This window comes from Micromonospora sp. CPCC 205539, assembly GCF_036906815.1.
GTDB lineage: Bacteria > Actinomycetota > Actinomycetes > Mycobacteriales > Micromonosporaceae > Micromonospora.
Genome location: NZ_JBAKHW010000006.1, coordinates 58,220 through 85,209 on the forward strand (window position 1 = coordinate 58,220; position 26,990 = coordinate 85,209).

Annotated in this window: 25 protein-coding genes; 8 read left to right on the forward strand and 17 right to left on the reverse strand. The window is 71.7% G+C overall.

The annotated features are described in order from the left end of the window. Positions 1-6 precede the first annotated feature (6 nt). Genes V6V47_RS07670 through V6V47_RS07680 form a run of 3 tightly spaced genes read right to left on the reverse strand, consistent with a single transcriptional unit; the run spans position 7 to position 1,818 of the window. Positions 7-606 (reverse strand): tetratricopeptide repeat protein, encoded by a 600-nt coding sequence (locus tag V6V47_RS07670; RefSeq protein ID WP_334627362.1) that lies wholly within the window; start codon positions 604-606, stop codon positions 7-9. Positions 607-628: 22 nt separating this feature from the next. Continuing rightward, positions 629-1,459: a hypothetical protein gene (locus V6V47_RS07675; protein WP_334627363.1), complete on the reverse strand. Its 831-nt coding sequence runs from the start codon at positions 1,457-1,459 to the stop codon at positions 629-631. Beyond that, positions 1,456-1,818, reverse strand: a complete 363-nt coding sequence (locus V6V47_RS07680) for a hypothetical protein (protein WP_334627364.1) — start codon at positions 1,816-1,818, stop codon at positions 1,456-1,458. Before V6V47_RS07680 ends, V6V47_RS07675 begins: the two co-directional genes overlap by 4 nt. 90 nt (positions 1,819-1,908) lie before the next feature. Between V6V47_RS07680 and V6V47_RS07685 the strand changes: the two genes are divergently transcribed. The 3 genes from V6V47_RS07685 to V6V47_RS07695 are packed head-to-tail and all read left to right on the forward strand — an operon-like array spanning position 1,909 to position 6,925. After that, positions 1,909-5,421, forward strand: a complete 3,513-nt coding sequence (locus tag V6V47_RS07685) for a CHAT domain-containing protein (protein WP_334627365.1) — start codon at positions 1,909-1,911, stop codon at positions 5,419-5,421. Between the two features lie 52 nt (positions 5,422-5,473). Continuing rightward, positions 5,474-5,866 (forward strand): hypothetical protein, encoded by a 393-nt coding sequence (locus V6V47_RS07690; protein WP_334627366.1) that lies wholly within the window; start codon positions 5,474-5,476, stop codon positions 5,864-5,866. 42 nt (positions 5,867-5,908) lie between these two features. Beyond that, positions 5,909-6,925: a methyltransferase gene (locus tag V6V47_RS07695; RefSeq protein WP_334627367.1), complete on the forward strand. Its 1,017-nt coding sequence runs from the start codon at positions 5,909-5,911 to the stop codon at positions 6,923-6,925. Between the two features lie 95 nt (positions 6,926-7,020). Here the strand turns inward: V6V47_RS07695 and V6V47_RS07700 are convergent, their stop codons facing one another. After that, positions 7,021-7,872 (reverse strand): alpha/beta fold hydrolase, encoded by an 852-nt coding sequence (locus V6V47_RS07700; RefSeq protein ID WP_334627368.1) that lies wholly within the window; start codon positions 7,870-7,872, stop codon positions 7,021-7,023. Positions 7,873-8,040: 168 nt separating this feature from the next. Between V6V47_RS07700 and V6V47_RS07705 the strand changes: the two genes are divergently transcribed. From V6V47_RS07705 to V6V47_RS07715, 3 genes are read left to right on the forward strand one after another with little or no spacing between them, the layout of a single operon-like run. Next, entirely contained in the window at positions 8,041-8,361 is a 321-nt protein-coding gene (locus V6V47_RS07705) for a hypothetical protein (RefSeq protein ID WP_334627369.1), read from the forward strand. Continuing rightward, positions 8,355-8,642, forward strand: coding sequence for a hypothetical protein (locus V6V47_RS07710; RefSeq protein ID WP_334627370.1), 288 nt, complete (start codon positions 8,355-8,357; stop codon positions 8,640-8,642). The genes V6V47_RS07705 and V6V47_RS07710 overlap by 7 nt, the downstream gene beginning before the upstream one ends. Before the next feature lie 23 nt (positions 8,643-8,665). Next, a complete protein-coding gene (locus V6V47_RS07715) occupies positions 8,666-9,532 on the forward strand; it encodes a metallophosphoesterase family protein (protein WP_334627371.1) in 867 nt (288 codons plus the stop codon). Between the two features lie 202 nt (positions 9,533-9,734). On the opposite strand, the gene V6V47_RS07720 is transcribed toward V6V47_RS07715, so the two are convergent. From V6V47_RS07720 to V6V47_RS07750, 7 genes are all read right to left on the reverse strand, one after another. Beyond that, entirely contained in the window at positions 9,735-10,238 is a 504-nt protein-coding gene (locus tag V6V47_RS07720; RefSeq protein ID WP_334627372.1) for a GNAT family N-acetyltransferase, read from the reverse strand. Between the two features lie 479 nt (positions 10,239-10,717). Beyond that, positions 10,718-13,114, reverse strand: a complete 2,397-nt coding sequence (locus V6V47_RS07725) for a galactose-binding domain-containing protein (protein WP_334627373.1) — start codon at positions 13,112-13,114, stop codon at positions 10,718-10,720. A 162-nt stretch (positions 13,115-13,276) separates the two neighbouring features. Beyond that, the gene (locus tag V6V47_RS07730; protein WP_334627374.1) at positions 13,277-14,518 is read right to left on the reverse strand and encodes a YeiH family protein; all 1,242 of its coding nucleotides are present in this window, start codon (positions 14,516-14,518) and stop codon (positions 13,277-13,279) included. Continuing rightward, positions 14,518-14,664 carry a hypothetical protein gene (locus V6V47_RS07735; protein WP_334627375.1) on the reverse strand — a complete coding sequence of 49 codons (147 nt, stop codon included), beginning with the start codon at positions 14,662-14,664 and terminating at the stop codon, positions 14,518-14,520. Before V6V47_RS07735 ends, V6V47_RS07730 begins: the two co-directional genes overlap by 1 nt. A 299-nt stretch (positions 14,665-14,963) precedes the next feature. Then, the gene (locus tag V6V47_RS07740; protein WP_334627376.1) at positions 14,964-16,019 is read right to left on the reverse strand and encodes an NAD-dependent epimerase/dehydratase family protein; all 1,056 of its coding nucleotides are present in this window, start codon (positions 16,017-16,019) and stop codon (positions 14,964-14,966) included. Between the two features lie 202 nt (positions 16,020-16,221). After that, entirely contained in the window at positions 16,222-18,096 is a 1,875-nt protein-coding gene (locus V6V47_RS07745; protein WP_334627377.1) for an adenylyl cyclase, read from the reverse strand. Positions 18,097-18,513: 417 nt separating this feature from the next. Then, positions 18,514-19,083: a TetR/AcrR family transcriptional regulator gene (locus V6V47_RS07750; protein WP_334627378.1), complete on the reverse strand. Its 570-nt coding sequence runs from the start codon at positions 19,081-19,083 to the stop codon at positions 18,514-18,516. A gap of 112 nt (positions 19,084-19,195) precedes the next feature. Between V6V47_RS07750 and V6V47_RS07755 the strand changes: the two genes are divergently transcribed. Next, positions 19,196-19,573 (forward strand): DUF4267 domain-containing protein, encoded by a 378-nt coding sequence (locus V6V47_RS07755; RefSeq protein ID WP_334627379.1) that lies wholly within the window; start codon positions 19,196-19,198, stop codon positions 19,571-19,573. 41 nt (positions 19,574-19,614) lie between these two features. Then, positions 19,615-20,580, forward strand: coding sequence for a phosphotransferase family protein (locus tag V6V47_RS07760; RefSeq protein WP_334627380.1), 966 nt, complete (start codon positions 19,615-19,617; stop codon positions 20,578-20,580). Here the strand turns inward: V6V47_RS07760 and V6V47_RS07765 are convergent. The 6 genes from V6V47_RS07765 to V6V47_RS07790 all read right to left on the reverse strand — a co-directional run bounded on the left by V6V47_RS07765 (position 20,523) and on the right by V6V47_RS07790 (position 26,986). Further along, positions 20,523-21,020, reverse strand: coding sequence for a GNAT family N-acetyltransferase (locus V6V47_RS07765; RefSeq protein ID WP_334627381.1), 498 nt, complete (start codon positions 21,018-21,020; stop codon positions 20,523-20,525). The two genes, V6V47_RS07760 and V6V47_RS07765, sit on opposite strands and share 58 nt — an antisense overlap. 11 nt (positions 21,021-21,031) lie before the next feature. Continuing rightward, positions 21,032-21,934 carry a sigma-70 family RNA polymerase sigma factor gene (locus V6V47_RS07770; protein ID WP_334627382.1) on the reverse strand — a complete coding sequence of 301 codons (903 nt, stop codon included), beginning with the start codon at positions 21,932-21,934 and terminating at the stop codon, positions 21,032-21,034. 4 nt (positions 21,935-21,938) lie between these two features. Further along, entirely contained in the window at positions 21,939-22,619 is a 681-nt protein-coding gene (locus V6V47_RS07775) for an NAD(P)-dependent oxidoreductase (protein ID WP_334627383.1), read from the reverse strand. Between the two features lie 111 nt (positions 22,620-22,730). Then, a complete protein-coding gene (locus tag V6V47_RS07780; RefSeq protein ID WP_334627384.1) occupies positions 22,731-23,267 on the reverse strand; it encodes a hypothetical protein in 537 nt (178 codons plus the stop codon). Between the two features lie 17 nt (positions 23,268-23,284). Beyond that, on the reverse strand, positions 23,285-25,207 hold the full coding sequence (locus tag V6V47_RS07785; RefSeq protein WP_334627385.1) for a S9 family peptidase: 1,923 nt from the start codon (positions 25,205-25,207) through the stop codon (positions 23,285-23,287). Beyond that, positions 25,208-26,986 carry an N-acetylglutaminylglutamine amidotransferase gene (locus tag V6V47_RS07790; RefSeq protein WP_334627386.1) on the reverse strand — a complete coding sequence of 593 codons (1,779 nt, stop codon included), beginning with the start codon at positions 26,984-26,986 and terminating at the stop codon, positions 25,208-25,210. It abuts the gene before it with no gap. Positions 26,987-26,990: the final 4 nt, after the last annotated feature.

The window sequence follows — 26,990 nt, forward strand, 5'->3', positions numbered from 1 at the left end:
GGTCGCTCAGACCCTGCGGGAGTTGCGCAGAGCGACCTCCAGGTTGTCGGCGATGTCGCGGGTCAGCGGATCGTCCGAGCCGAAGGCCCGCGCCGCCAGCTGATGACTGGTCTCCAGCATCTCCAGGGCGGCCTGGGCGTCACCGGCCACGAACAGGGACGCCCCGAGTGTCTTCGCGGTGGTGAGCGTGGCCGGGTGGAACTTGCCGAGCCGCCGCCGCTGACGCCGCAGCACGTCCTGGAGCACCGGCAACCCCTCCGCCCACTGGTGGACCACCACGAGCGCACACCCGAGGTTGTACGCGTACATCAGGGTGTCCGGGTGGCCGCGGCCGTACGCGTCGACCGCCCGCCGGTGGGCCTCGCGGTGCAGGTTGGCCGACTCGACGAGTCGCCGCTGGCGGAACAGGGCCGACCCGAGCCGGTCGAGCGTGGTGAGCGTCTCGGGATGGGCCGGGCCGAGTTCGCGTTCGCAGTCGGCCAGGTGCGCGCGCCAGGCCCGTTCGGCCGGCGCGTACTGGCCGGCGTCGAAGAGCGCCAGAGCCGCGCGCGAGCGACGGTCCAGCTCCGCCGGCAGCGGCTTCGGCCGGGACGGTAGAAACTTCATCCGCGCCTCCCCAGGATCGGTCCTAACCCGGCCCGGCCTTGCCGAGCCGGTCGTCGAGCGCACGCCCCTCGGCGGCGGTCAGCTCGGGCCCGGCCACCGGCAGGCCGAGCGCGTCGGCCAGGTCACGCAGGCGCAGGTCGATCGCGGCCTCGACCAGCTCGGCCAGCTCGGCCATCGCCTCCCGGGCCCGCCACCAGGCGGTGAGCAGCGTGCCGGCCCCGATGAGCAGCGCCGGCCACCACCCCACCCCGAGCAGCAGGTACAGCACGGCCCAGCCGACCAGCGCGACGGCCTCGCCGTACCGGGCCCGCGCGTCGGTGATCGGCTGGCGGGCGTCCTCGCCGAGCAGCAGCCAGAGCCGTGGCCAGACCAGCGCCGCGTCCACGTGGTACTGCGCGCGCACCCGAGCCCGCAGCAGCCGCACCCGGTCGGCCAGCCAGGTGGGCCGCTGCGGCAGGTACGCGGCAACGACCGGCACGCCGGCACGGCTCGCGGCGGTGAGCGCCCGGGAGCGCCGCGACCACCGGGTGCGGGTGATCAGCTCGCCGGTGAGGAACCGCTCGCGCAGCCACCCGCGCTGGACCAGACGGCCGATGCCGGGCGCGGCCGTGCCGGCCAGCCCCGCCGCGACGAGAGCGAGCACGGCGGTGACCACCAGTCGGGCCGGTCGGGCCGACAGGTCGCGGCCGGCGTCGTCGGCCAGCGCGACGAGCCGGTCGACGTCGACCGCGTGAGCGTGACCGAGTGCCCTCGCGACCGCGCCGGTGGCGACCAGCAGCAGGCCCGGCAGCAGCACCGCGGTCAGCCACCGGCCACTGATCCGTCGGCCCACCTCGGTGAGGACGCCGATCATGCGGGCCGCATCGGCAGGTCGAAGGCCGTGCACCGGGGCGGGTGCCCGTCGTCGTCGCGGGTGGCGTGTCGAACACACCGGTCGCGTGGGCAGCGGTAATCCCCCGCACCGACTCCCGGGGCCCGGGTCATGCCGGGCAGGCCGGCCAGCCCCACCGTCGGCCGGTCGGACCAGCCTCGCTGCTCGGCGTCGTCGGCCGGGGGCCGCCACTTGAGCAGCGCCCGGTGCGCCGACGCGCCCGCCCGGACCCGCTCGGCGTCGCGGTCGAGCCGGTCGAGCACCCCGCTGGCCCGGGCCTGCTCGCGCAGCGCGGGCAACAGGGCGCACCAGGCGGCCAGGTCGTCACTGTCGGACTGCACCTGAGCGGCCTCCCCGGTCCTCTGTGGGCTCCGAAGTCTATCGAGGTTCCTCTACGCTGGGTGGTACCCGACCCACGGGAGGTCACCCCGGTGTTCCGGCGACGTCAGCCGCCAGCGGCCAACGACGACCGGGTCGGCTTCGCCCTGCGGGAAATCCGGGGTCGGCTCGCGCAGTACCACGAATCGGGTCGGGTGGCCGAGCTCGACGAGGCGGTGGCGGCGGGCGTGCACGCGCTGGCGCTGTGCGCCGCCGACGCACCGCAGCGGCCTGCCGCCCTGCTCGTGCTCGGCGAGGCGCGCGGCCTGCGGTTCGAGCACACCGACTCGCGCGACGACCTCGCGGCGTGCGTCGAGGTCTACCGTGAGCTGGCCGGGTTGGCGCCGAGCGAGCAACCCGACCTCACCGGGTTCGCACTGCACGCGTTCGCCACCCGATCGCTGCAGCTCGGTCTGCTGACCGGCGCGCGACCCCCGGTCGAGCAGGCCCTGCTGGCCGCTCGGGAGCTGAACGACCTCGGCCTGTCGACCGGCGTTCCCGAGCTGCACGCGGCAGCGGCGGCGATCTTTCAGCAGGGTGTTCTCCTGCTGCCGGCCGACCATCCGGATCGGGCGGGCCTGGCCGCGCTTCGCGGCGCCGCGCTGATCCAGTGGACGGTCAACACGGGCGACCTGTCGCGGCTCGCCGAGGCGACCGAGGAGGTGGAGCGCGCCGTCCGACTGTGCGCGGTCGACGACCCCAACCGCCGTCCGTTCCTGGCGCTGCTCACCGACGTCCGCCGGCTGGCGTACGAGAGCACGGGCACCCGCGAGGCGCTCGACGGGATGCTGCGCAGCATCCGCGACGCCCTCGACCTGTACGCCTCGGGGCACCCGGTGTCGATGACGCTGCGGTTCAACCTGGGCCTGCTGCACCGGGACCGCTACCGGCTCAGCGGCGACCTGGCCGACCTCGACACCGCCGCGCAGCAGCTCCGACTGGTCGCCGCGCAGGCGTCCGATCCGTCCATCCGCGAGTCGGCGCATCAGGCGCTGACGGAGGTGACCGAGCTGGGTGGCCCACCGCCGCCGGTCGACCTCCCACCCGGCCTGACGTTCGTCGCCGGCCCCGGGTCGAGGCCGCAGCGCACGGCGGCCGAGGCCGGCGACGACCTCGCCGAGCTGGCCCGGCACAGCACCGCGCTCGCCGACCTGCTCAGCGAGTACGAGCGCACCGGCGACCTGGCCCTGTTGGAGCGCATCCGCGACGACGGGCACACCCTGCTGGCGCGGCTACCGGCCGGGCACCCCGTCCGGGCGCTGATCGGCATCGCGCTCGGCCCCGCGTTGATGCGTCGGTTCGAGGCGTACGGCGAGGCGGCCGACCTGGACGAGTCGGTCGACCTGCTGCGGGCGGCCGTCGAGCGACCGGCGCTGAGCCCCACGCACGTGATCGGTGAGCTGGTAAACCTCGCAGCGGCGCTGATCAACCGGTTCCTGCGCGACCGTGGCGGCGCCGACCTCGACGAGGCGATCGTCCTCTGCCGGCGCGCGATCGAGCTGACCCCCGCCGCGGAGCCGAGCCACGCCCGTTACCTGCTGATCCTGGGCACGGCGCTGGTCTACCGGTTCCAGCACACCGACCGGCGTTTCGACCTGGACGAGGCGATCGAGGTCGGGCAGGCCGCGCTGGCCGCAGCGGCCGACGAGACGACCGCCACCCGAGCACGCGCCAACCTGGGCAACCGGCTACGACAGCGCTTCCTAACCGGCCGGGCCCCGGGCGACCTCGACGCGGCGGTGACGCACCTGCGGGCCGCCCTGGCCACCGCCGACGATCCGGCCGTCCGGCTCAACCTCGCCCTGGCCCTGCGCGACCGAGGGCCCGAGCGCCGCGCCGACCTGCTCGACGCGGTCGACGAGTACCAACGCGTGCTGGGCGCGGTGCCGCCACGCTCGCCGCTGCACCTGACCGCGCGGCTGGGCCTCGCCCAGGTGCTCGCCGACCTGGGCCGCCCCGAGGAGGGCATCGCCGCTCTGGACGGGATCGCCGAGGAGGCCGCCGATCGCTCGTTCGAGCGGATGGACGCGCTGGTGCTGCTGGCGGGGCTGCGGGCCGCCCTGGCCAGCGAGGGGCGCGGCGAGTGGGGCCCCGCCGCGCGGGCGTACGACGACGCGGTGCAGCACCTGCACCGGACCGTGTGGCGCGGGCTCGGCGGCGCCGATCGTGAGCAACTCGTTCGGCGGTGGGGAGCGGTCGCCTCGGACGCCGCCGCGGCCGCCATCTCCGCCGGGTTACCCGAGCGGGCCGTGGAGTTGCTCGACCACGGGCGTTCACTGTGGTGGGGTCAGGTGCTGGACAGCCGTTCCGAGGTGACCGCGCTGGCCACGGCACATCCGGCTCTCGCCGAGCGGCTGACCGCGCTGCGGGACGACGAGCGGGCCTGGTCCGACGGGCCCGGGCAGGCCCAACGCCGACGGGACCTGGCCCGCGAGTGGGACGACCTGGTCGCCGCGGTCCGCGCTCGGCCCGGGTTCGCGTCCTTCCTGCAACCCACGCCGTTCGCCGAGCTGGCGGAGGTGGCCACCGACGGCCCGGTGGTGCTGGTCAACGTCAGCGGGTACCGCTGCGACGCGCTGATCCTCACCGCGCGCGGCGTTCAGCTCGTGCCGCTCCCCGACCTGAGTGCGGCGCAGGCCGACGAACGCACCGGCCGGTACCTCGACGTGGTCACCCGGGTCGGTGTCGGCGGCCTCTCCGCCGGGCCGCGCGAGCAGGTGCTGTTGGCGTACCTCGAATGGTTGTGGGACGTGGTGGCGGCGCCCGTGCTGGCCGCCGTCCCGCCGTCGGTGACACGGCTGTGGTGGTGCCCGACCGGGCCGCTCGCGCTGGCCCCCCTGCACGCGGCCGGCTACCACGACCCGGACGACGCGCCGGCCGGGCGTTCGGTGCTGGACCGGGTGGTGTCCTCGAGCACCGCGACGCTGCGGTCGTTGCGGTACGCCCGCCGCCCGGCGGTCGTCGGCGAGCACCGCCCGCTCGTGGTGGCCTGCGCCGAGCGGCCGTCGTACGTCACGGGGCTGCCCGACCTGCCGGCGGCGGCGCGGGAGGCCGAGCTGCTGCGGTCGCGGTTCCCCGCCGCGACCGTGCTGACCGGGCCGGCGGCCACCCGGGCCCGCGTGACGGCGGAGCTGGCCGGTCGGAGCAGTGCGCACTTCGCCTGCCACGGGGACGCCACGGCCGCTGGGCAGCCGGCGCTGTTCCTCGCCGACGCGCCACTGACCCTGACCGACGTCGCCCGCCTCGACCTCAGCGGAGCCCAGCTGGCGGTGTTGTCCGCCTGTCACACCGGGCGGGGCGGCGCGGACCTGCCGGACGAGGCCGGTCACCTGGCCGCCGCCCTTCAGGTCGCCGGGTTCCGGCACGTCGTGTCGACCCTCTGGGCGATCGGCGACCACGCCGCGGCCACGGTGACCGATCGCCTGTACGACGGCCTCAGCGGCACCGACGGCACGCTCGACCCGTCCCGATCGGCGGACGCGCTGCACGCGGTGACCCGCGCGCTGCGTGCGACGGATCCGTTCCGGCCGAGCAGGTGGGCACCGTTCGTCCACCACGGCCAATAACTGGGCACCGGTACTCATTCCCGAAGCCCACCGCACGGGGGATGATCTCCCGATGACGGCGACGAGGGGTACGCGCGCACTGCTCGGTGTTCTGTTCCTGGCGGCGGCCACGGTCGGGGCGTGGTTGCTGTGGCTGGGCCGGGACACCCGCCAGACTGTGGACCCGCAGACCGGCGCGACGAGCGGCCCGTACGAGGCGTGGCAGGTGATCGGCTGTGTGCTGACCCTCGCGCTGCTCGCCGCCCTCGCCGGCACGCGGCTCAGCCCGTGGGTGGTGGCGCCGGTGATGACGGTGGCCTTCACGGTGGTCTGGTCGTGGCGGGCCGCGTCGACCGACAACAGCGGGCTGTGGGTCGTCGGGGCGATATTGGTGCTGGTCGGGATGGCGGTCGGCAGCACAGCGGTGAGCCTCGTCGCACGGGCGGTGAGCCGCCGCCGCGCCTAAGCCTCCATGGTGGACGATTCCCATCTGTGATCTCATCTGCGCATGATCACTCCGACTCCCCTCATGCGCCTGGTGGCCGGCGTCTGGGGGTTCAAGACCCTCGCGGTCGGCGTCGAAATCGGCCTGTTCACCCGGCTCGCCGACGGCCGGACGATGACCGTCGAGCAGGCTGCCACCGAATTCGGGATGGCCGAACGTCCAGCGGATCTGCTGCTGGCCGCGAGCGCCTCGCTCGGCCTGCTGGAGAAGACCGGCGACGGCTACCGCAACTCCGAACTGGCCGAGCAGTTCCTGGTGGAGGGGCGTCCGTACTACTTCGGGGCCCAGGTGCGCTACTCGGACCTGCGGACCTACCTGCCCTGGCACCGCATCGGCGAGGCGCTGCGCACCGACCGGCCGCTGACCTGGGATCCGCATGCCCAGCAGTCGATGTTCGACACCACCGACCCGGAGATGCTTGCGCAGTTCTGGGACGCCATGTACTCCACGTCCAGCTTCACCGCCAGCGCGTTGGCCGACGCCTACGACTTCTCGGCGCACCGTCGCCTGCTCGACGTGGGCGGCGGGGCGGGCGCGTTCCCGATCGAGTTCTGCCGGCGCCTGCCGGAGCTGCGGGCGACCGTCCTGGACCTGCCGCACGTCTGCGTACGGGCGCAGGAGCGGATCGCGGAGGCCGGCCTAAGCGAGCGGATCGGCACGGTCGCCGGTGACTTCCTCGCCGACCCGGCGCTGCCGGGCGGGCACGACGTCATCCTGCTCAGCATGATCCTGCACGACTGGGACGAGCCGACGAACCGGGCGCTGCTGGCCCGCTGCCACGCGGCGCTGCCACCCGGTGGCGCGGTCGTCGTCTGCGAGCTGCTGCTCAACGACGAGCGCACCGGCCCGCCGGAGGCGGCCCTGATGGGCATGAACATGCTGGTCGAGACCGAGGGCGGCAAGAACTACTCGGGCGCCGAGTACGCCGCCTGGCTCACCGACGCCGGCTTCGTCGACGTCCGCACGGTGCCGTTCGACGCCCCCGGCGCCAACGGCGCGGTGGTGGCCCGTCGGCCCTGACCGGCGAAAGCGGCCCGCGCGGGCCCATAGGCCCGCGCGGGTCGAGTGTGGCGGCGGCGTCGCCGCACTGGCGTCCGATCAGATACCGGTACGGGTCAGGCGCGAGCCTTGGCGGGTTGCTTCATGAAGTCCATGATCGCCTTGTTGACGTCGTCGGCGTGCGTCCACGGGATGCCGTGCGGCGCGCCCTTGAGCGTGATGAGGTTGGCGGTCGGCATCATCGGCCCGAGCCGTTGACCGGTCACCGGGTAGGGCAGCACCCGGTCCTGGTCACCCTGCATGATCAAGATCGGCACGTCGATCTTCGGCAGGTCGGGGCGGAAGTCCTCCTGCCAGGCGTCCACGCTGTCGTGGGTGGCCCTCGCCGAAGCCATCGCACCGATCTGCCAGTGCCCCCGGTACGCATCCTCGCTGACCCGCTTGCCCATGTTCTGATCCGGGTTGAAGAACGCGTCGCAGAACGACGTCAGGTAGGCGTAGCGGTCCTTGATGATGGCGTCCTGGAAACCCTTGAAGAGGCTGGTGTCGACGCCCTCCGGGTTGTCCTTCGCCTTGGCCAGCATGGGTTGCAGCGGGCTGAGCAGGACACCGCGACTCACTCGCTGGGAGCCGTAGTTAGCCAGGTAGCGAACGACCTCGCCGGTGCCCATCGAGTGACCGACCAGGGTCGCCTCATTCAGGTTCAGTTCGGTCATCAACACGTCCAAGTCCGCCGCGAACGTGTTGTAGTCGTACCCGAACGTCGGCTGGGCCGAGTTGCCGTATCCGCGTCGATCGTAGGTGATCGTCCGGTAACCGGCGTTGAGTAGCGCGTTGGTCGCCTTCTCGAAGGTCGCCCCGTTGAACGGGAAACCTGCGATCAACACGACCGGCTTACCGGAACCATGATCCTCGTAGTACAGGTCGATGGGTGCGGAGTTTTCCGTCCCCACGGTGATGAAAGGCATGTTTTTCTCCTGCTCCGGTTTGGGCTGTCGGACGTCAGCGGTTTCCCGCCCGGTCCCGGGATATGCCGGCCGGGCCAGCCCGTCGCGACGGACGTGGATCCCATCGACATTTATCGACACCGTTGCTAGGGTCGCCGGTAGGAAAGTTTCGGCGTACGGGAGGTGGGCATGCCCCGACGGATCTACACGGGGGTCGTCGCGCTGACCATTGGAGCGGCCACGGTCGCTCTCGGCGGCGCACCGGCCTCCGCTGACCCGGTGGTGCCCCGGCACGCCATCGTGGTCTGCCAGAGCGCCAGCCTCTACGCCAACTACGACTCCGCTGGAGGCCCCACCGGCCTCAAGCGCACCCTCGAGTACGGCAACAAGATCGGCCACACACCGGGCGCGCATCCGGTCTACAACGGGTGGGCCGCCTCGTTCGACTTCGGTCCGAACGACTGGGGCTATCTGCGGATCGAGTGCATCGGCGGGTACGACTCATGGTGACCCGCGCACGGGCGACGGTCGCCCTGCTGGCCGGGATCCTCACCGCGACGCTCGCCGCACCGGCCCCGGCGCAGGCGGCGAACGGCACCATCGGCCAGCGCGAGACAGTGTGCGCTAGCGACCTGTTCGTCCGCACCGCGCCCGTCGGTGCCTGGATGGGCACCCTCTACCAGGGTCAGACGTTCCTCGTCGAAGGTCCCCGCAGCGGCGGATACGTCTACGGGTTCGCCTACGGCCACATCAATCGACGCGGCTGGGTGCAGGACGGCTGGTTCTGCTAGTCACGGCGGCATAGCCTCGGGGCGTGAACCTTCCGCCCCGGCTGCGGGCCGTCAGCGACCTGCACATCCGCTACCCGGAGAACCGATCGTTCGTCGAGGAGCTGCATCCGGGCAATGACGGTGACTGGCTGCTCGTCGCCGGCGACGTGGGCGAGTTGTTCGCGGACATCGAGTGGGCGCTCGGGCAGCTCAGCAGCCGATACGCGACAGTGGTGTGGGCGCCGGGAAACCACGAGCTGTGGACACCGCCCGACGACCCGGTGCAGCTGCGTGGTGAGGCGCGCTACGACGCGTTGGTCGAGCTGTGCCGCCGGCTGGGGGTCGTCACCCCGGAGGACCCGTACCCCGTGTGGGACGGCGACGGCGGCCCGGCCACCGTCGCACCGCTCTTCGTCGGGTACGACTACACGTTCCGGGTCCCCGAGGCGAGCACCAAGCAGCAGTCGCTGGACCTGGCGTACGAGGCCGGCGTGGTGTGCACGGACGAGATGCTGCTGCACCCCGATCCCTACCCGAGCCGGGAGGCGTGGTGTGACGCCCGGGTCACCGAGACCGAGCGTCGGCTCGCCGAACGCGACCCGGCCCTGCCGACCGTGCTCGTCAACCACTACCCACTGGTGCGGGAGCCCACCGACGTGCTGTGGTTTCCGCAGTTCGCGCAGTGGTGCGGCACCGTCCAGACCCGGGACTGGCACCTGCGGTTCGGGGCGGCCACGATGATCTACGGGCACCTGCACATCCCCCGGACGACGTTCCACGACGGGGTGCGCTTCGAGGAGGTCTCGCTCGGCTACCCGAGGGAGTGGCAACGACGCGGGCCGGTGCCCAACCCCGTCCGCACCATCCACCCGGCGAACGACCTGCGCCGGATGCGTGAGCCGGCCGGCTGACACCGGATCTCGGTCAGTGGGTGAGGCCGCGAACGCGCCGGGACCGGCGACGCTGACGAGGATCGGGTGACAGGTCCGGCTAGACGATCATCAGGGCGAGGCGCTGACCGGCTATGACGAGGGCATCTTGCCAGTCGCGCTACGCCCACCTACCGACGAGGTGTGTCGTGACGACGCCTTGGGACCCCCAGTCGTGTCCCGATCAGCGGAGCGCTTTCTCCATGACCTGTTCCCTGGTGACACCGTCGGACAACACGCTCCCAAGCTGCCCGGTGACGACGAAACCATTGCGTCGATAGAGGGCGATGGCGGCTTCGTTGCCCGGGATCACCGCGAGCTTCAACGTCCTAGCGTCTGACCGCAGGGCCCAGGTTTCGACGGCCGCTATCAGCCGGTCTCCAACACCGCGCCCCCGAGCCTCAGGACCAACCCACACGGACCTCAGCTCGCTGATGCCGTTATCAGCGGGAACGCCAGCAGCCATGCCAACGGCATGCTCGTCGAGCAACGCAACGACGTTGTAGCTGCCCGGCAACTCCAGGCGCGAACGCCACCGCTCCTCACCACCGCTATGCCATTCGGCGAGCCGAGACTTGAACGCGTGTGGTGCCTCGGTGAGCGCAGCGAGGCGGGTCTCCCGCCACAACGGCCAGTCGTCGATCGTGACGGTACGCAGACTCAGCACGTCGATGAGTCTCCTGGACATCCGGTCAGGATGGTCGAGGACGCCCAGTGCACCTAGTCACATGATCCAGCAGCGGACCAAACCCCGGGGCGCGCCCCGCCCCGCCCCGCCCCGCCCCACGCCGCCCCGCCCCGCCTCGCCTCGCCTCGCCTCGCTGATCTTGCAGTTTCGGTCGCCGATATGTGTGGGATGCCCGCTACGTCGAGGCAGCAAGTGCAAGATCGCGGGAAAAGCGACCCCGCTCTCGTCGATCATGAAGTTGCGATGTCCACATTGACGCTATACGAGTGCTTTGTCACCCCACCACAACTCCATGATCGACGAGGCAGGGGCGAGGCGAGGCAGGGCAGGGCGAGGCAGGGCAGGGCGAGGCAGGGCAGGGCAGGGCGGGGCGAGGCAGGGCGGGGTGGGTTGACGAACGGTCCAGGATGTCCTCACTGGGCGCGGGCTGCGCTCCGGATGGGCGGCCGCCGGTCCTCCGGCGACCGCCCATTCGGCGGTCAGCTCGCGTACACCTCCAGCCCCGACAGTTGCCCCGCCGGCCAGCCGGTGTTGCCGGTCACGGTGATCCGCACGTAGCGGGTCTGCGCGGCGGTGAACGTGATGGTCACCTGGTTGCCGGTGGCCGGGTTGAAGGTACGGCCGGCCGCCCCGGCCAGCGTGCCGAAGCTGCCCCCGTCGGTGCTGCCCTGCACGGCGATGGTCTGGGTACGGGTGCCCCAGGCCGATGCCGGCGGCAGCTTGAGCACCACCCGCCCGACCGTGCGGGAAGCGCCCAGGTCGACCTGGACCCACTGCGGGAAGGCGTTGTTGACGCTCTCCCAGTAGCTGTTCGCGTCGCCGTCGACCACGTTGCCCGACCCGTAGCTCTGGGTGTGGCTGCTCTCGGAGGTGGGTCGACCTCGGGCGAGGTCGGCGTTGGTCGGGGCGTCGGTGGTGACCGTGACGGCGTTCGACGCGGCGGAGGTGTTGCCCGCGGCGTCCCGCGCGGTCACCGTGAAGGTGTACGCGGTGGACGCGGTGAGCCCGCCCACGGTCGCCGTGGTGCCCGTGCCGGTGGTGACGACCGTGCCGCTGCTGCGCACCTCGTATCCGCTGACCCCGACGTTGTCGGTCGACGCCGTCCAGGCCAGTGACACGCTGGTCGCCGACTTGCCGGTCACCGTGAGGCCGGTCGGCGCGCTGGGCGGGGTGGTGTCGGTCGGCGTGTCGGTGGCCGCGTACACCTCGACCTGGGAGAGCTGCGCGGCCGGCCACCCGGTGTTGCCGCTGAAGCTGAGCCGGACGTACCGGGTGGTGGTGGGCGGCAGGGTGCGGGTGACGATGTTGCCGGTCGCCGGGTCGAAGGTGAACCCGGCGGCCGCGGCGATGGTGGCGAAGGACGAGCCGTCGGCGCTGCCCTGCACGGTGACGGTCTGGGTCCGCGCCCCCCAGCCGCCGGGCAGTCGCACCACGAGCCGACCGATCCGGTAGCTGGCGCCGAGGTCGACCTGCCACCACTGCGGGAACGAACCGCCGCTGCTCTCCCAGTAGCTGTTCGCGTCGAAGTCCACCGCGTTCGACGCCGGGAACGGGCCGTTCTGGCTGCTCGCCTGGGTGGGTCGGCCGACGGCCAGGTTGCCGCCGGGGTTCGGGGGCTGCCCGCCGACCACCGGCTGGGTGGGGCGCACGGAGGTGAGGGCGAGCTGCCCCTTGAGCATCCGGCCGCCGTCGGCGGTGATCCGCAGGTAGTAGTCGGCCGAGCAGGCCACGCCATCCTCGTCCAGGGCCCGGATGTTCGCGCCGGCCGGGGTCGTGGCCTGGGTCTCGGACGTCTTGGCGATCTGGTTGCCCTCGTTGTACTCGTCGAACATGGACACGTAGAGGCCCTGGGAGCCGAGCCGGACCATGTTGTAGATGTGCCGCCAGTAGAAGTCGCCGTGCTTACGGTGGCCACCGGCGAGGTCGCCGGGCATCACGCAGGGCAGGTAGTCGATGCCACGCGCCGCACAGTCGGCCATGTCCCCGACGTTGACGTTGTTGTAGTACGAGTCGAGCTCCTCCACGGTCCGGGCCCGGTAGACCATCCACGGCGAGATCGCGTTGAACGCGTGGTAGACGTCGAGGAAGCCGGGGCGGGAGTCCTCGATGCCCTGCCGCCACCAGGTGGGCACGCCACCGATGACGTAGCAGCCCTGCGCCTTGAACCAGTTGACGACCTCCAGGCACGGCCCCGGCGCGAAGGGGCGGCTGGGCTCGCTGAAACCGAAGCCCCAGATGCAGACGACCGGCTTGCCGTTCTGCCGGGCGTACGCGCTGGACGCGGTGTGGGCGAGCATCTTGTTCGTCCAGTCGGCCTTGATGTCCGACTGCATCGTCAACCAGTCCGTGACGTCGTACATGATGTAGAACTTGCGGCCGTAGCGCTCGGCGGCGGAGCGAACCTTCTGCGTCATGGCGTCGCGGGTCGGGCCCTCGTCGCCCGTCGGGTTGAACCGCTGCAGGGCGGCGGTGTCGCAGCCGTACTCCTGCATCCAGCGGAAGTGGGTGTCCACCGTCTGCTGGTCGTACGAGGAGAAGAGGACGGCCGGCGAGCCGTTGCCGAGGTTGGGATAGGCGGTGGGGTACGTGTGCGTGTACTCCCGCGTGTCCGGCCAGGACACGATGGTGGTGTTGCTGGGCGAGGGCGGCTGGAACCGGTCGCGGCTCCAGTGCCACCAGCCGCCAATCGGCGCCGAGTCGCCGGGGGCGCTGAACCAGCCCTGGTAGCCGACGGTCACCTTGCCGACCACATCCCCGGGGGGGCTGGCGGCGTGGGCTGGGCTGCTGGCGGCAGCGAGTAACTCGGTGGTGGAGGCGGCGGCGAGGGCGGACCCCGCCATGACCGACGTGACGAACCTGCGGCGGGAGACCGCCATGACGACCACTCCTTCGGGACGGAAGGCATTGACGGTCATCGTGGCAGCAGCGAATGCCACCCCGCAAGAGTGCGACTGATCGATGAAATTATTAGTCAACGGATCGGAAGGAAGCGAGCGCCCCACCCTCTCGCCGACTCGGGGGGTGGGGCGCTCGCCGGCTCAGACCGCGAAGTCGCGGAACAGCAGGGACGCCAGGCCGAGCGCCAACGCCAGGTTGAACACGGTGGCACTGGCGAACACCGCGACGGGCCGCCAGCCGGCCTCCCGCAGCGAGGCCACCCGCACCTCCAGGCCGATGCTGACGAAGGCCAGGATGAGGAACCAGACGCGCAGGTCGTTGACGATGGCGATGGTGGCCTTGCCGTCCGCGCCCGCCGAGTCGAGGTACCAGGTCGCGATGACCGAGGCCGCGATGAACCCGAGAACGAACTTGGGGAAACGCCGCCACAGCTCCCCGAGGCCCGGTCGGGCCGCGCCGGGCCGCCGCTCCACACGCAAGGTGAAGTACGCGGTAAGAGCCACCGCGACCACACCCATCAGGGCGTTCTGGGTGACCTTGACGATGCTGGCGATCTGGAGCGCCTCCTCCCCCGCCAACGCGCCCGCGGCCGTGACCGCGGCGGTGGTGTCGATGTTGCCGCCGATCCAGGCGCCGGCCACCGCGGGCTCCAGGCCGAGCACGTCGGCCAGCCAGGGCAGGATGAAGATGGACGGCAGCGCGAAGACGATGACCAGGCTCGCCGTGTAGGCCAACTGTTCGCGACGTGCCCGGACCGCGCCGGCGGCGGCGATCGCGGCGCTCACCCCGCAGATCGACACCGCCGAGGCGAGCAGGGCGCGCAGCTTGTCGTCCAACCCGAAGCGCCCGGCCAGCCACCAGGTGAACAGGAAGACCCCGCTGATCAGCAGGATCGCCTGGGCGATGGCCGGGCCGGCGGCGCTGGCGATCACGGCCAGGTTGATCGAGGCCCCGAGCAGCACCAGACCCGTCTTGATGAAGAACTCGGTCCGGAACGCGGCGGCGATCCGGTCGCGCAACCCGAGCAGCGTGACGGCGACGTTGCCGAGCAGGCCGAGCAGGATCGCGTAGACCGGATATTCGACAGCCGCTCCGATGTCCTCGAGGGCGGTGCCCTCGGCCCAGTCGGGGACGTTCTGCTCCAGGTAGCGGGTGAGGGCGGCCAGGCCCAGCACCACCAGCAGGCCGAACGCCGTCCAGGCCCAGAACGCGCCGTCACGCACCGCGCTGGCGGGACCGATCGGGTCGGCGGGGTCCACTGTCGCCGAGGCGGCGCTCTCGTCGGCGGGCGTCACGGTGTCGGCGGGCGTCACGGCGTCGCCCGTGCGGGTCGCGTCGGTGGGGGTCACGGCGTCGCCCGTGCGGGTCGCGTCGGTGGCCATCAGGGCACCAGCCCGGCGGGGATGGCACCGAGCAGGACGAGGGCGAGCAGGGCCAGGCCGACGATGGTGGCCACCCAGTCCTCGTTGAAGGCGAGCCGGGACTCCCCGGCGGTTGGTGGCGTGGACGGTGACGGGTCGGTGCTCATGGCGTACCTCCGGAGGGGGTGACCGATCCGGCCGCGGCGGGATCGGATGAAGGTCGGGACGCGTACACGTGGTGCGGCCTCGACGAGCGGAGGGCAGGCTCAGTCGATGACCGGCGCGCCGGGACAGAGCCCGGCGGCGACCCGCATCAGGTCCACGACCCGGCGGGAGGTGAGGAACGGACCGACCGGCATTCACCTATATTCCTATCAGTCCGATAGGAATTCAAGCCCAATGGGGTACGGAATCCGCCGCGCCGGCAGAGGTGGAGGCACCCGCGGCCGGGTGCCGCGTACCGCCGCTAGCGGACGCTCATCACCTGATCGAGGTTCTGCGACGGGGGCAGGATTCGCGCACCGGCCCTACGGCGGCGGGCGTCGCGGACCGTCATGCGGACGCCCTCGGTGAAGCCGATCCTCGGCTGCCATCCGAGCAGGTCGCGCGCCTTCCTGGTGTCCAGGGCCATGTTGCGGACCTCTCCCGGCCAGGGCAGCGGCTCATAGCGGGGGCCCTGCCCGACGCCGGCGGCCTCCTGGACGGTCGCGTACACCTCGTTGATGCTCGTCTGCCGGCCCGAGCCGATGTTGACCATGCCCACCCCGTCGTGGTGGCTGGCGGTGGCCACCGCCTCGGCGACGTCGCTCACGTAGATGAAGTCGCGGGTCTGCGCGCCGTCGTCGTAGATGACCACCTGCCGCCCGTCCAGCAGGCCATTGGCCATCAGGGACACCACGCCGCAATCGATGCCGGCCGGCCGGGGTCCGTAGACGTTGCTGAACACCATCGAGGTGTAGGCGAGACCGTGGTGGCGCGCGTACCAGTCGAGATAGTGCACGCCGGTGGCCTTGCTGATCCCGAACGGGCTCACCGGAGCCATCGAGTGGTCCTCGGCGATCGGCAGCTCGTTGGCCGCGACGCTGCCGAAGATGGCGTTGCTGGCCGCGTTGATCACCAGCCGTACGCCGCTGCGGACACAGGCGTCGAGCACGTTCACGGTGCCGAACACGTTCACGTCCGCGTCGTACAGCGGCGAGCGGCCGGCGGAGGAGACGCTGGGCTGGGCGGCGAGATGCACCACCACGTCCGGCTGCCACTCGTCGATGACCTCCACCCCGTCCGGGGTACGGATGTCGCCCACGAGGACGTCCGCCTCGGTCAACCCTCCGGACACGGCATCGGCCAGGTTCTCGAGGCTGCCGGTGGAGAAGTTGTCGAGCACCCGAACCTGACTGCCCATCAACATCAGGCGGGCGACCACGTGGCCACCGAGGAAGCCGGCGCCGCCGGTCACCAGGACGCGCCGGGGCGTCAGGTCCACCGACGGCCTAGCACCACCGGCGAGGTCTGGCAGGTCCATGTGGAGACTCCTTGGAACGACGGGGTCGTCGACCCGCTGCGGCAACCAGAGCGGCCGCGGACGACGATAACCCAACAAACAACCCCCAAACGGACTTTTCACCTAGTTGCCCTTGAGGCCGGCCGCCACCGTGGACAAGTGGGACCGGCGGGGCCGGAGCCACCCCGGGCTCCGGCCCCCCTTCCGGTACGCGCCGAGCTGCCTACGGCAGCGGGTACTGCGTGATGTAGACCGGCTGGCCGACCCGCGTCGTGTCGGCCGGATCGCCGACCCCGTTGACGACGTGGTCGATCGTGCCGGCGCTGAGGTTGACGGTCATGATGTGGTGCAGCCGGACGCCCGGGGTGACCGGGACCTCGAAGCCGTTCTCCGTGTGGATCGACGGGGTGTTCTGGTTGAAGACGTAGACCCCGCCGCCGTACAGGGTGTGGTGCCGCACCCGGTCGCCGACCTTGTAGCCGGCCCAACCCTCGACGTCGCCGTGCATCCAGTCGGCCTGCGTCGGCGGGTCGTACGGCAGCTCGTTCTGGTAGAGGATCGTGGTGCCGTGTTCGCCGCTCCAGACCGTGTTGTAGCGCTGGAAGTGCTCGACGAACAGGCCGGTGGCTGTCACGTGGTCACCGTTGATGACGGCGCCGTAGCGACCGGTGTTGGTACGCCAGCGGTCCGTGTCACCGTTGACGCCCTCGGTGAAGCCCTCGACGCCGTGGTCACCGCGCCACACCCAGGTGTGGTCGATGAGCACGTTGTCGCTGTTGACCTGCAACGCCGTGTCCGCCTTGCCGATGTGCGGCCCACCGACGCGGAAGTAGACGTCGGACAGCGTGGTCGGGTTGCCCGGGTTGCTGACGTTGCGGCCATGCTCACGACCCACCCGCAGCAGGACCGGTGACTCGACGGTGCCGGCGTCGATCGTGACGCCCGCGACGACCACACCGGGCACACCGGCGACGTCGAGCGGAACGGCGCCGCGCACCGCGGTGAGCGTGGCGTGACCGATGCCGAGCACCACCGTGTTGGCACGTCGGATCTCGATGCTGCGGGCGATGTCGTAGACGCCGGGGGTGAGCAGCAGGTGCTCGCCGCGTGCGAGGTGACTGTTGATGACGTGCACCGGGTCGGACGGCTTGGCGACGAAGAAGTCGCGGATCGGGATGGTCCGGCCCGGCGTGCTGCCCTCGGCCCAGGAGACGCCGCGCGTGTTCCGCTGGGCGGCGGGCACCCGTACGTTGTAGCGGCCCTGCCCGTCGACGAAGAGGTACGGCTTCTCCCGGCTGAGCGGGGTGGTCTCCAGCGTGGTGTAGGGCGGGTCGGGGAAGGTGGCGTCGTCCGGCGCGCCCTCGACTCCGGCGAACACCTGGTTCCACACGGCGTTGGACCAACTGCCGACCTCGCTGTTGCGGGTCAGCCACTGCTGTTGCGAGCCATTGGTGGTGGCCGGCAGCCGCGAGTCGGCGATGAAGCCGCCGCTGGCGTACTGCGGCCCGGCGGTGCAGTAGTCCATCAGCGACAGCCCTCCGCCGCTGATGTTCAGGCGGCGCATGGAGACCGCCTGCGACACCGCCCAGAAGTTCGCCGACGACCGGCAGCCGTCCTGACCCGCCGCGTTGATGGTGAGCGAGAGGTTGGACAGGGTCCGCCAGAAGTTGACCAGCGCGAGGCAGTTGGCGGTGCCGTCGGCCTCCAGGCAGCGGTTGTACACCTCGAGCTTGCCGTTGATGCTCACGTCGGTGGGCGAGGCGCCCAGGCCGGAGACCTCGGTGTAGTAGCCGACCTTGGCCTGCAACGGCTGCTCGGCCGTGCCGTACGTGCCCGGCTTGAACAGGTAGGCGTGTCGCGCGGTGCCCATCTCGTTGCCGACCTGCTGGGCGTGCGCGGCGTCGAGGGTCTGCTGGATCTCGGCGACCGGCGTGCTCGGGTCGAAGATGGTCACGTTGGGCCCGAAGTCCGGCGCGCCGTGTGCCGGCGGTCGGGCGGTGGCGGCCGTGCTGGTCGCCGTGACGGCGGTGGTCAGCAGCAGGGCGAGGATGAGGGTGCGGCCGGTTCTCCGGCGTACCCGTCGGGGTTGGTGTGTCATGCGGGTCGTCCTCTCCGCTGGCCGGACGATACTTCCGGCGCAGCTGGGGCGGTGAGAGCGCTCTCTAACCCCACCGGCCGGGGATGTGGCCGGGACGCAGGGGTTGGCATGTTTCTACCCGGTAAATCGACCACGCGCTATGACCAGAGCCGACGAACTTCGATCCGTTGGGTCCGGGGTTCCCGGTCCCGTTGCCTGCCCTTTGCTCTGCTTCAACGGACGCAACGAAAAGGTGCCGTCAGTGTTGCGCCGAGTGAAGCAGAGCAAAGGACGCCGGACAGCAACCCGCACCTTCGAGCGGTACGGCGACGGTACGGAGCGGGAACGCCGCGCTGATGGGCTCGCGGCACGCGAGTACGCAGAGCACCCCGTCGACCGGCATTCGAATACGGCCGGCCGTGCCCGACTTGCCGCTGGTCAGTCGGCGAATTGAGTGACGAGAAAGTCGAGCCGTTCCTCCTGGCCACCCGGAGGAATACGGCCACTGTCGGACAGGACGGCCATGCCATGCAACGCGCTCCAGGTGACTTCGGCGAACAGTTCGCGTCGCTCGTTGTCCGGGCGGAAGCAGCTGACGAACTCGCCGAAGGCGGCCCGCAGCGGAGGCGGCGTCTCGGCGCTGGCGAACTTCAGGTCGGTGGGCAGGACGAACATGGCCTGGTACAGGGCAGGCCGCTCGGTCGCGAACTCCAGGTAGGCGCGGCAGACGGCGCGCAGAGCATGCGCCGGCTCGGGGGCGGCCTGTCGTGCGTGGCGCAAATGGGCGGCGAGTTCGCTGATGCCGTCGAGGGCGACGGCGCTCACGATCGCGTCCTTGCCGTTGAAGTGGCTGTACAGCACCGGCTGGCTGTACTCGACGCGTTCGGCGAGCCGTCGCGTCGTCACCGCCTCCCACCCTTCGGCCTCCGCGAGCTCGCGCGCCGCTCTGACGATCAACTGATGGCGGTGGGCGCGTTCACGTTCACGGCGCTCGTTGATGGCGGACATGACGACATCCTAGCAGCACTAGAAATCCTGTCAGGACTAGAGCTATCCTCGCTATCACTGCTAGCGCCGCTAGGAATCCTGCGGACGCCGCCACCCAGAGGGGAAACAACCCATGCTCACCACCATCGCCACCGCGCTCGCCGGACTGATCGGCGTCGGCATCATCCTCATCGGAGCGCGCTCCTTCTGGGCGCCGCAGGCCGCAGCCGGCTTCGGCATCCCCGGCACGCCGACCGAGGATCGGACCTTCCAGGCCTGGCTGACCGTCAAGGCCGTACGCGACATCGCCTCGGGGCTCTTCATCCTCATCCTGCTGGCCGGAGCGACCCCGCACCTGCTGGGTTGGTTCATGCTGGCCGCCACCGGCATACCCGTCGGCGACGCTCTGATCGTGCTGCGTAGCAACGGACCCAAGGCGGCCGTCTACGGTATCCACGGGGCCACAGCCTTGGTGATGCTGGTGATCAGCGTGCTCCTGCTCGTCGCGTAATGCGCTCGGCCCACCCGCCTGACAATCTCCCTGGACACGTCGTGCAGCATGAGGTGGTGATCGACTCGCCCCCACCTCCGGCGGCCCTCGTGTGGGCCGCCGAGGCCGCCGGTCCCGCTGCCATTGCGCGCACCGTGCGGCGACTCGCCGGTGGCACCCATGCCGCTACGCATCTGTTGAGGACCGAGCGGCCAGCCGTCGAGATGGTGCTGCGGCGCTTCCCGTCGGGCGACAACACCCCGGCTCTTGAAGCGCAGGTGCTGGCCGTTCTCGACGGACTGGATGGTTGGGCGCCGCGTCTTGTCGACGTCGACCCCGACGGACGTCGGTTCGGCGACCCGGCCATCTTGATCACTCGGCTTCCGGGGCGCGCCGACATCACCTCGGTCGCCCCGGAAACCGCGGCAGCTCAACTGGGAGGCGCCCTGGCCCGCATCCACGCCGCTCCCGTTACCCAGATCCATGCGCTCCGCGACGGCATGCTGGCAGCGGCCAAACTCGGTCCCGCGGGCCCCGCCGCGCCGATCGTGGCCGCACAGGGCTACCGCCTCGCTGGTCAGGAATCGGTACTCACGCACTACGACTACTGGTCGGGCAACGTTCTGTGGCAGGGCGGGGCGATCACCGGCATCGTCGACTGGGCCGGAGCGTCACGAGCACCGCGGGGCTTCGACGTGAGCTGGTGCCGGCTGGACCTGGTTCTGCTGCACGGTCCGATCGTGGCGAACGTGTTCTTGAGCGCGTACCAGGAGGCAGCGGGCGAGGCCGTGCCCGACATGCCCCTGTGGGACCTGTTCGCGCTGTCGAACTCCCACCGCGCCGTCGAGACCTGGCTGCCCAACTACCACGATCTCGATCGCACCGACCTCACCGCTGCCGACCTGCGGGACCGCCACACGGCTTGGACCACCGAGTGCCTCGCCCGCTACCGACGCACCGCCTGGACGTGTCAGGAGGCGCGCGGTAGCGCGAGCCAGTCCGCCCAACTGATGTCGCGGCCCAGGTAACGGGGCTGCTGGAAGGGCCAGTCGGCGGCGATCCACTGCGGCACCAGCGCGTCGAGGGCGCGCTCCGCCTCACCGCCGACAAGGTCGTCCACCACCCACCAGGCGACCTCGCCATCTGCGCCGGTGCGCTCGGGCGGATCGATGTAGACGCAGCCGAGGAGCACCGTTTCGTCCTCGTCCAGCAGCGCGTAGTTGAACGACCGGTGCGTGGCGATCTCCTTCTCGTGCCGCAGCAGGTCGACGCGGTCCTCTTCGTAGGTCATCGTCTCGCTGGGCCACGCCCAGGCCGGGCCGAAGATTTCCCACAGGCGCTCCCGGGAGCCCATCACCGCGGGGTAGTCGATCGCGGTGTCCGCCTCGCGGATGGGCCGCAGGTGCAGCGCGGTGTCGGGAACGGGCACGTGAACGGGGTGGACGAAATCGCGCGGCAACCAACTCATAGGGGCCGAGGCTACCGTCGGTCCGCACCGCATGATCTTGGTGGTGCGAGCGCCGTTGGTTCCGAGGGGAGCTTGTCCGGGTCGAGGATCATGTCGATGGTGACGACGCGATCGCCACGGACGGTGAAGCCGACGACCGCGATGAGCGTGCCGCTCCGGTCGCGGGCGACGACGCCGGCGACCCCATTGACCAACGCGGGAACGCTGAGGCGCGCGAACCGTGGGCCGACGTCGGCAGCGCGGGCGGCCACGGTGCGGGCGCCGGTTAGCAGGGCTGGCGCGAGCCGCGCACGGCGTCCGTGGTCGGCGCGGAACACCACGTCGGGGTCCAGCAGGGCCAGCAGGGCGTCGAAGTCGCCGGCGCGGGCGGCGGCCAGGAACGCGTCGACGACACGCCGCTGCGCGGGCAGGCCGGCCCGGGGCTGCGGGGCGTGCTCGCGTAGTCGCCGTCGGGCGCGGGTGGCCAACTGCCGGGTGGCCGCCGGTGTGCGCCCCACGACGGCGGCCACCTGCTCGAACGGCATACCGAACATGTCGTGCAGCACCACGGCGAGCCGCTCGGCGGGCTCGAGGCTGTCCAGCACCACGAGCAACGCGATGCCGACCGCGTCGGTGTGCAGGCTGGCTTCCTCCGGGTCCCCGTACTCACCGACCAGCGGCTCCCAGGTCGCGCTCAATTGCTCGCGGCGCGCCTGCCGGGCCCGCAGCATGTCGATGCAGACCCGGCCGACCAGCGTGGTCAGCCACGCCGCGGGGTTGGTGATCGCGGCCGGATCGGCCCGCGTGGTGCGCAGCCACGCCTCCTGCAGCGCGTCATCGACCTCGGTCGGCGACCCCAACAGCCGGTAGGCGACGGCCCGCAGACGCGGGCGGTGCTGCGCCAACTGCTCGGCGAACCACTGCTGATCGTCCATCCTCTTATTTCCCGAACGCTTCCTGCCGCAGCATCGCCAACAGCGTCGGCGTGCCCTCCGCGGTGGTGACCGCCACCGTCCGGCCGACCCACGCAGCGTCGGTGGCCTGGGCCAGCAGACAGGCCGCCAGGTCCGCGCGGCTGGTGAAGATGCCATCGGAACGGTCCTCGCGGAGCCGGTAGCGGGTGACGGTGTCGCTGTCGAAGAGCCCCGACGGGCGCACGATCGTCCAGTCGAGGCTGCTGTCCCGCACCAGCGTCTCCATGCCGCGCATGTCGTCGTAGGTGGACTTGCCGATCGTGGCGGTCACCAGCGGCTGGATGACGCGGTTGAGCAGGAAACCGCCCTCGGCGTGCTGGTGCGGCTCGGTGGCGCTGGAGCTGACCACGACGAGTCGCCGTACGCCCTCGCGGCGCATCGCGGCCAGGACGGTCGCGGTGCTGCGGCTGTAGAGCGTCACCGGTTGCCGGGTGAACGGCGTTCCGAGCGTCGACAGCACCACGTCGGCACCGTTCACCGGCGCGTCCACGGTGACATCGGCGGCCACCACCTCCAAGCCGGGACCCTTGACCGGGAACGAGTGCGGCTGCCGGGTCACCGCCCGTACGTCGTGGCCGGCGTCCAGCGCCTGCTGTACGAGGCGACGACCCGTGCCTCCGTTGGCGCCGAGAACGACGATGCGCATCTGGTGTGCTCCCTCCCGAGGTGGCTTTCGACAGCAACGTCGATCCGCGCCGTCGGTTTGTGACAAACCGCAGGTCACGGTGCCCTCAGCCATCGGGGCGTTTCAGCGCACCTAGCCGTCCGGGTCGGTCAGCGGGATCGGCAGCGCCTGCTCGGCGACCGTGCCGCCGCCGACCGAGTGTGCGGGCGCGGGGCGGTCGCCGGTGCGGCTGTGCAGTCGGCCGCGCCCCGCCGGCCCGGCGCGCCGGGTCACCTCGCAGGTCACCATCCGCACCGGCGGTGGTGGTGTGGTGAAGCGGCCGACGCCCCAGCGCACCCAGATCGGGAGCCGGCCGGCGTCCGCCTCGGCCCGTAGCTTCTGCACCGTCCGGGCCCGGTCGGTGTGGTCGACCTCCACGACGACCGGCGGGCCGTCAGGGCGGGCGCACGCCACGTCGAGCACCGAGTGCCGCTGCTCCATGGGCGGTGGCAACGGCAGGACGCTGGGCGCGCGCCGATAGACCCGCCAGCCCTGGGCCTCGGCCCACCGCACCACCGACTCGATCACCCGAGCGGTGACCTCGTCGGTGTCCAGATCCGTGAAGGTCAGCTCGGCCAGCCAACCGCTCAGGTCGGCGGCCAGCCGCTCGCCCTCCGCCGTGACCTCCACCGGCGCAGGATATCGCCTCAGCCGACGGTGGTCGCGGTCGCGGCGAGGTGCCGGGTGAGCCAGTCGGTGGTCGCCGTACGGGCCGACTCCTGGTTGCCGCGGGCCAGGAAGTCATGCCCCTCACCGGCCAGCACCAGGTGCCCGTACGGCACGGAACGGGCCGCCAACGCGTCCGCCACCTGCGCCGACTCCCCGGCCGGCACGTTGGTGTCGTTGGCGCCGTGGATGAGCAGCACCGGCACGTCGAGCCGGTCGAGGTGGGTCATCGGTGAGAGGTCCCGCAGCAGGTCGGCGTCGCGCTCCGGGTGGCCGTACTTGCTGACGGCGGCGGCCGCGATCCACGGCTCGGTGCCGGCGTAGAAGGTGCGGAAGTCGGAGATGCCGCACTCGGCCACCCCGGTGGCGAACAGGCCGGGGAAGTTCACCAGCACCGCGAGGACCAGGTATCCGCCGTACGAGCGGCCCAGGCAGCCGAGCTGGCCGGGCCGGGCGACGCCGGCGTCGACCAGGAAGTCGGCGCACGCCGCCACGTCGGCGATCGCACCGTACCGGCCGGCGAGGTTGTCGGCGGCGACGAAGGAACGCCCGAAACCGGACGAGCCCCGGACGTTCGGCGCGAACACCGCGACGCCCCGCGCGACGAGTGATTGGAAGAGCGGGTTGTACCGGGGGCGTTCCTGCGCCTCGGGACCGCCGTGCAGACTGATGGCGGTCGGCCAGGGGCCGGGGCCGGACGGGCGGTACAACCAACCGGACAGCGGCAACCCGTCGCGGGCCCGCAGGTCGACCAGTTGTGGCGCGACACCGCCGCCGGTCGAGCGTGGACCTCCGGTGTCGGGACGCAGCGGCCGCAGCGCCCCGGAGTGCGGGTCGACGAGCCAGATCTCGCGGGGTTGCACCGGCCCCTGCGCGGTGACGCAGAGCAGGTCGCCACCGGCGGCGAAGGCGGCGCCGTCGAGCACCTCCCCCGGGGCCGCCACGGTGCGCTGCACGCCGCTGGTGAGATCGAGCAGGCTCAGCTCGCTGCGACCGCCGTAGGTGTTCCACAGCAGCGCGGCGCTGCGCCGGTCGGCGCTCAACGCCACGTGCTCCAGCTCGGCATCCGGCCGCCACGCAAGCCGCGCCGACGCCAGCTCCGGCTCCGACCGCCCGGCAAGCCGCGCGGGCCCCGGCTGCCGGGTAAGCCCGGCCGGTACCGGCACCGGCCGCCGAAGCGGCGCCGACGGGTCGACCCGGACCAGCGCGGCCAGTTCCGAGAACGCGTCGGTACGCGCCAGCACGCTCGTCCCGTCGGGGCCGAACCAGCCCTGGTCGGTGCTGCCCCGGCCGGTGTCTGGCAGCAGCCGCCGCCGGACGCCGGTGGCCACGTCGAGCAACTCCAGCCAACGGGCGTTGCGTGGACCACGGCGCAGCAGTGCCGCGCGGCCGTCGGGGGCCACGTCGAGCAGCGTGAGCAGGTCGTCCTCGGCCAGCACCTGGCGATGCCCGGTGGGCGCGTCGACCAGGATGGCGTACCCCCGCTCGGCGGTCTCGGTGACCGCCAGCCGGTCGCTGCCGGGCAGCCAACCGGCCAGTGCCGCGCTGCGCCGGCCGAACCCGGCTACCTGCCGGCGCTGCGAACCGTCCGGGCGCAGCAGCCAGAGTTCGGTGCGGGGCGCACCGCCGGGAGCGGTCACGCACGCCAGCCACCGCCCGTCCGGGGACCAGCTCACCTCCAGCACCGGCTCGTCGCCGGTGGGCAGCAGGACGGCGTCGGCCGCGCCGACGTCACGAACCCAGACGCCCGGCGTCCCGGCCACGTCGGAGAGGTACGCCACCCGGCGACCGTCGGGGGACGGCGCGGGCGAGTGGTCCTCGCCGCTGGGCAGTGCTGGGGGCACCGGCTGAGGGCGGGCGGGGCGGCCCTGACGGGCGCGGGACACCTCGGTCCGTACGGTCATCTAAACCCCGATCCGCTGCAACCAGAGCTCCAGCAGCCCGAGCTGCCAGAGCGCGTTCGAGCCCAGCGTGGTCCGTTGGGCGTTGGGCGCGTCCAGCAACTCCTCCAGGTAGTCCTTACGGAACAGGCCACGCTCGCGGGCCGGCCGCGCGGTCAGCGCGTCGCGGACGTCGTCGAGCAGCGGACCGGAGAGGTGCCGGATGGCGGGCACCGGGAAGTAGCCCTTCGGCCGGTCGATCACCTCGTCCGGGACGATGCCCCGGCTCGCCGCCTTCAAGACGCCCTTGCCGCCGTGCGACAGCTTCAACCCGGGCGGGCAGGCCGCGGCCAGCTCGACCACCTCGTGGTCGAGGAACGGCACCCGGGCCTCCAGGCCCCAGGCCATCGTCATGTTGTCCACCCGTTTGACCGGGTCGTCGACCAGCATCACCAGGCTGTCCTGGCGCAGCGCCGCGTCCAGCGCGGTGTCCGCGCCGGGCGCGCCGAAGTGCGCGGTGACGAACTCCAGGCTGGCGTCGTGGTCGAGCATCCACTCGGGCGCCAGGTGGCCGGCGAGCGCGTCGTGACGACGGTCGAAGAACACCCTGGCGTACGCCTCGACGGCGTCCTCCCGGGCGACGTTGGCCATCGGCGGGTACCAGTCGTAGCCGGCGAAGATCTCGTCGGCGCCCTGCCCGGACTGCACCACCGAGATCCGCTGCGAGACCTCCTCCGAGAGCAGGTGGAACGCGACGCAGTCGTGGCTCACCATCGGCTCGCTCATCGCCGCGATGGCCTCGTGCACGGCCGGCAGGAACCGGGCCGCGCCGATCCGGATCTGGTGGTGGTCGGTGCCGAAGCGCCGCGCCATCAGGTCGGAGTAGTGGAACTCGTCGCCGCTCTCCCCCGCCGCCGCCTCGAACCCGATGCTGAAGGTGGCCAGCCCGGTCTGGCCCTGCTCGGCCAGCAGGGCGACGATCAGGCTGGAGTCGATGCCGCCGGAGAGCAGCACGCCGACGGGCACGTCGGCGACCATCCGTCGGCGTACCGCTGCGCGCAGCGCGGTCATGATCCGCTCCTGCCACTCGCCGGCGGACATCGGCGCGACGGCGGCCCGGTTGAATTCCGGCCGCCAGTAGACGGTGTCGGTCTGACGGCCGTCCGCGGTGATCACCCGGACGGTGGCCGGGGGCAGCTTGCGGACGCCGGCCAGGATGGTGCGCGGCGGCGGCACCACCGAGTGGAAGCTCATGTAGTGGTGCAGCGCCACCGGGTCGAGGTCGGTGTCCACGTCACCGGCGGCGAGCAGCGCCGGCAGGGTCGAGGCGAAGCGGATCCGGCCGGGCCCCTCGGCCAGGTAGAGCGGTTTGATGCCGAGCCGGTCGCGGGCCAGCACCAGGGTGTTCGTGGTCAACTCGACCAGGGCGAAGGCGAACATCCCGTAGAACCGCTCGACGCAGGCCGTCCCCCACCGGTGGTACGCCTTGAGGATCACCTCGGTGTCCGAGGTGGACCGGAAAGAGTAGCCGGCGGCGGTCAGCTCGTCGCGCAGCTCCCGGTAGTTGTAGATGCAGCCGTTGAAGACCAGGGCCAGGCCCAGCTCGGGGTCCACCATCGGCTGGGCGCCGGCCTCGGAGAGGTCGATGATGCGCAGCCGGCGGTGCACGAGCGCCGCCGGCCCGTGCTGCCACCGCCCCTCGCCGTCCGGGCCGCGGGCAGCCAGGACGGGGAGCATCCGCTCGACCGCCGCCAGGTCGGGTGGCGCACCGTCGAGGCGGAACTCGCCTCCGATACCGCACATGGCA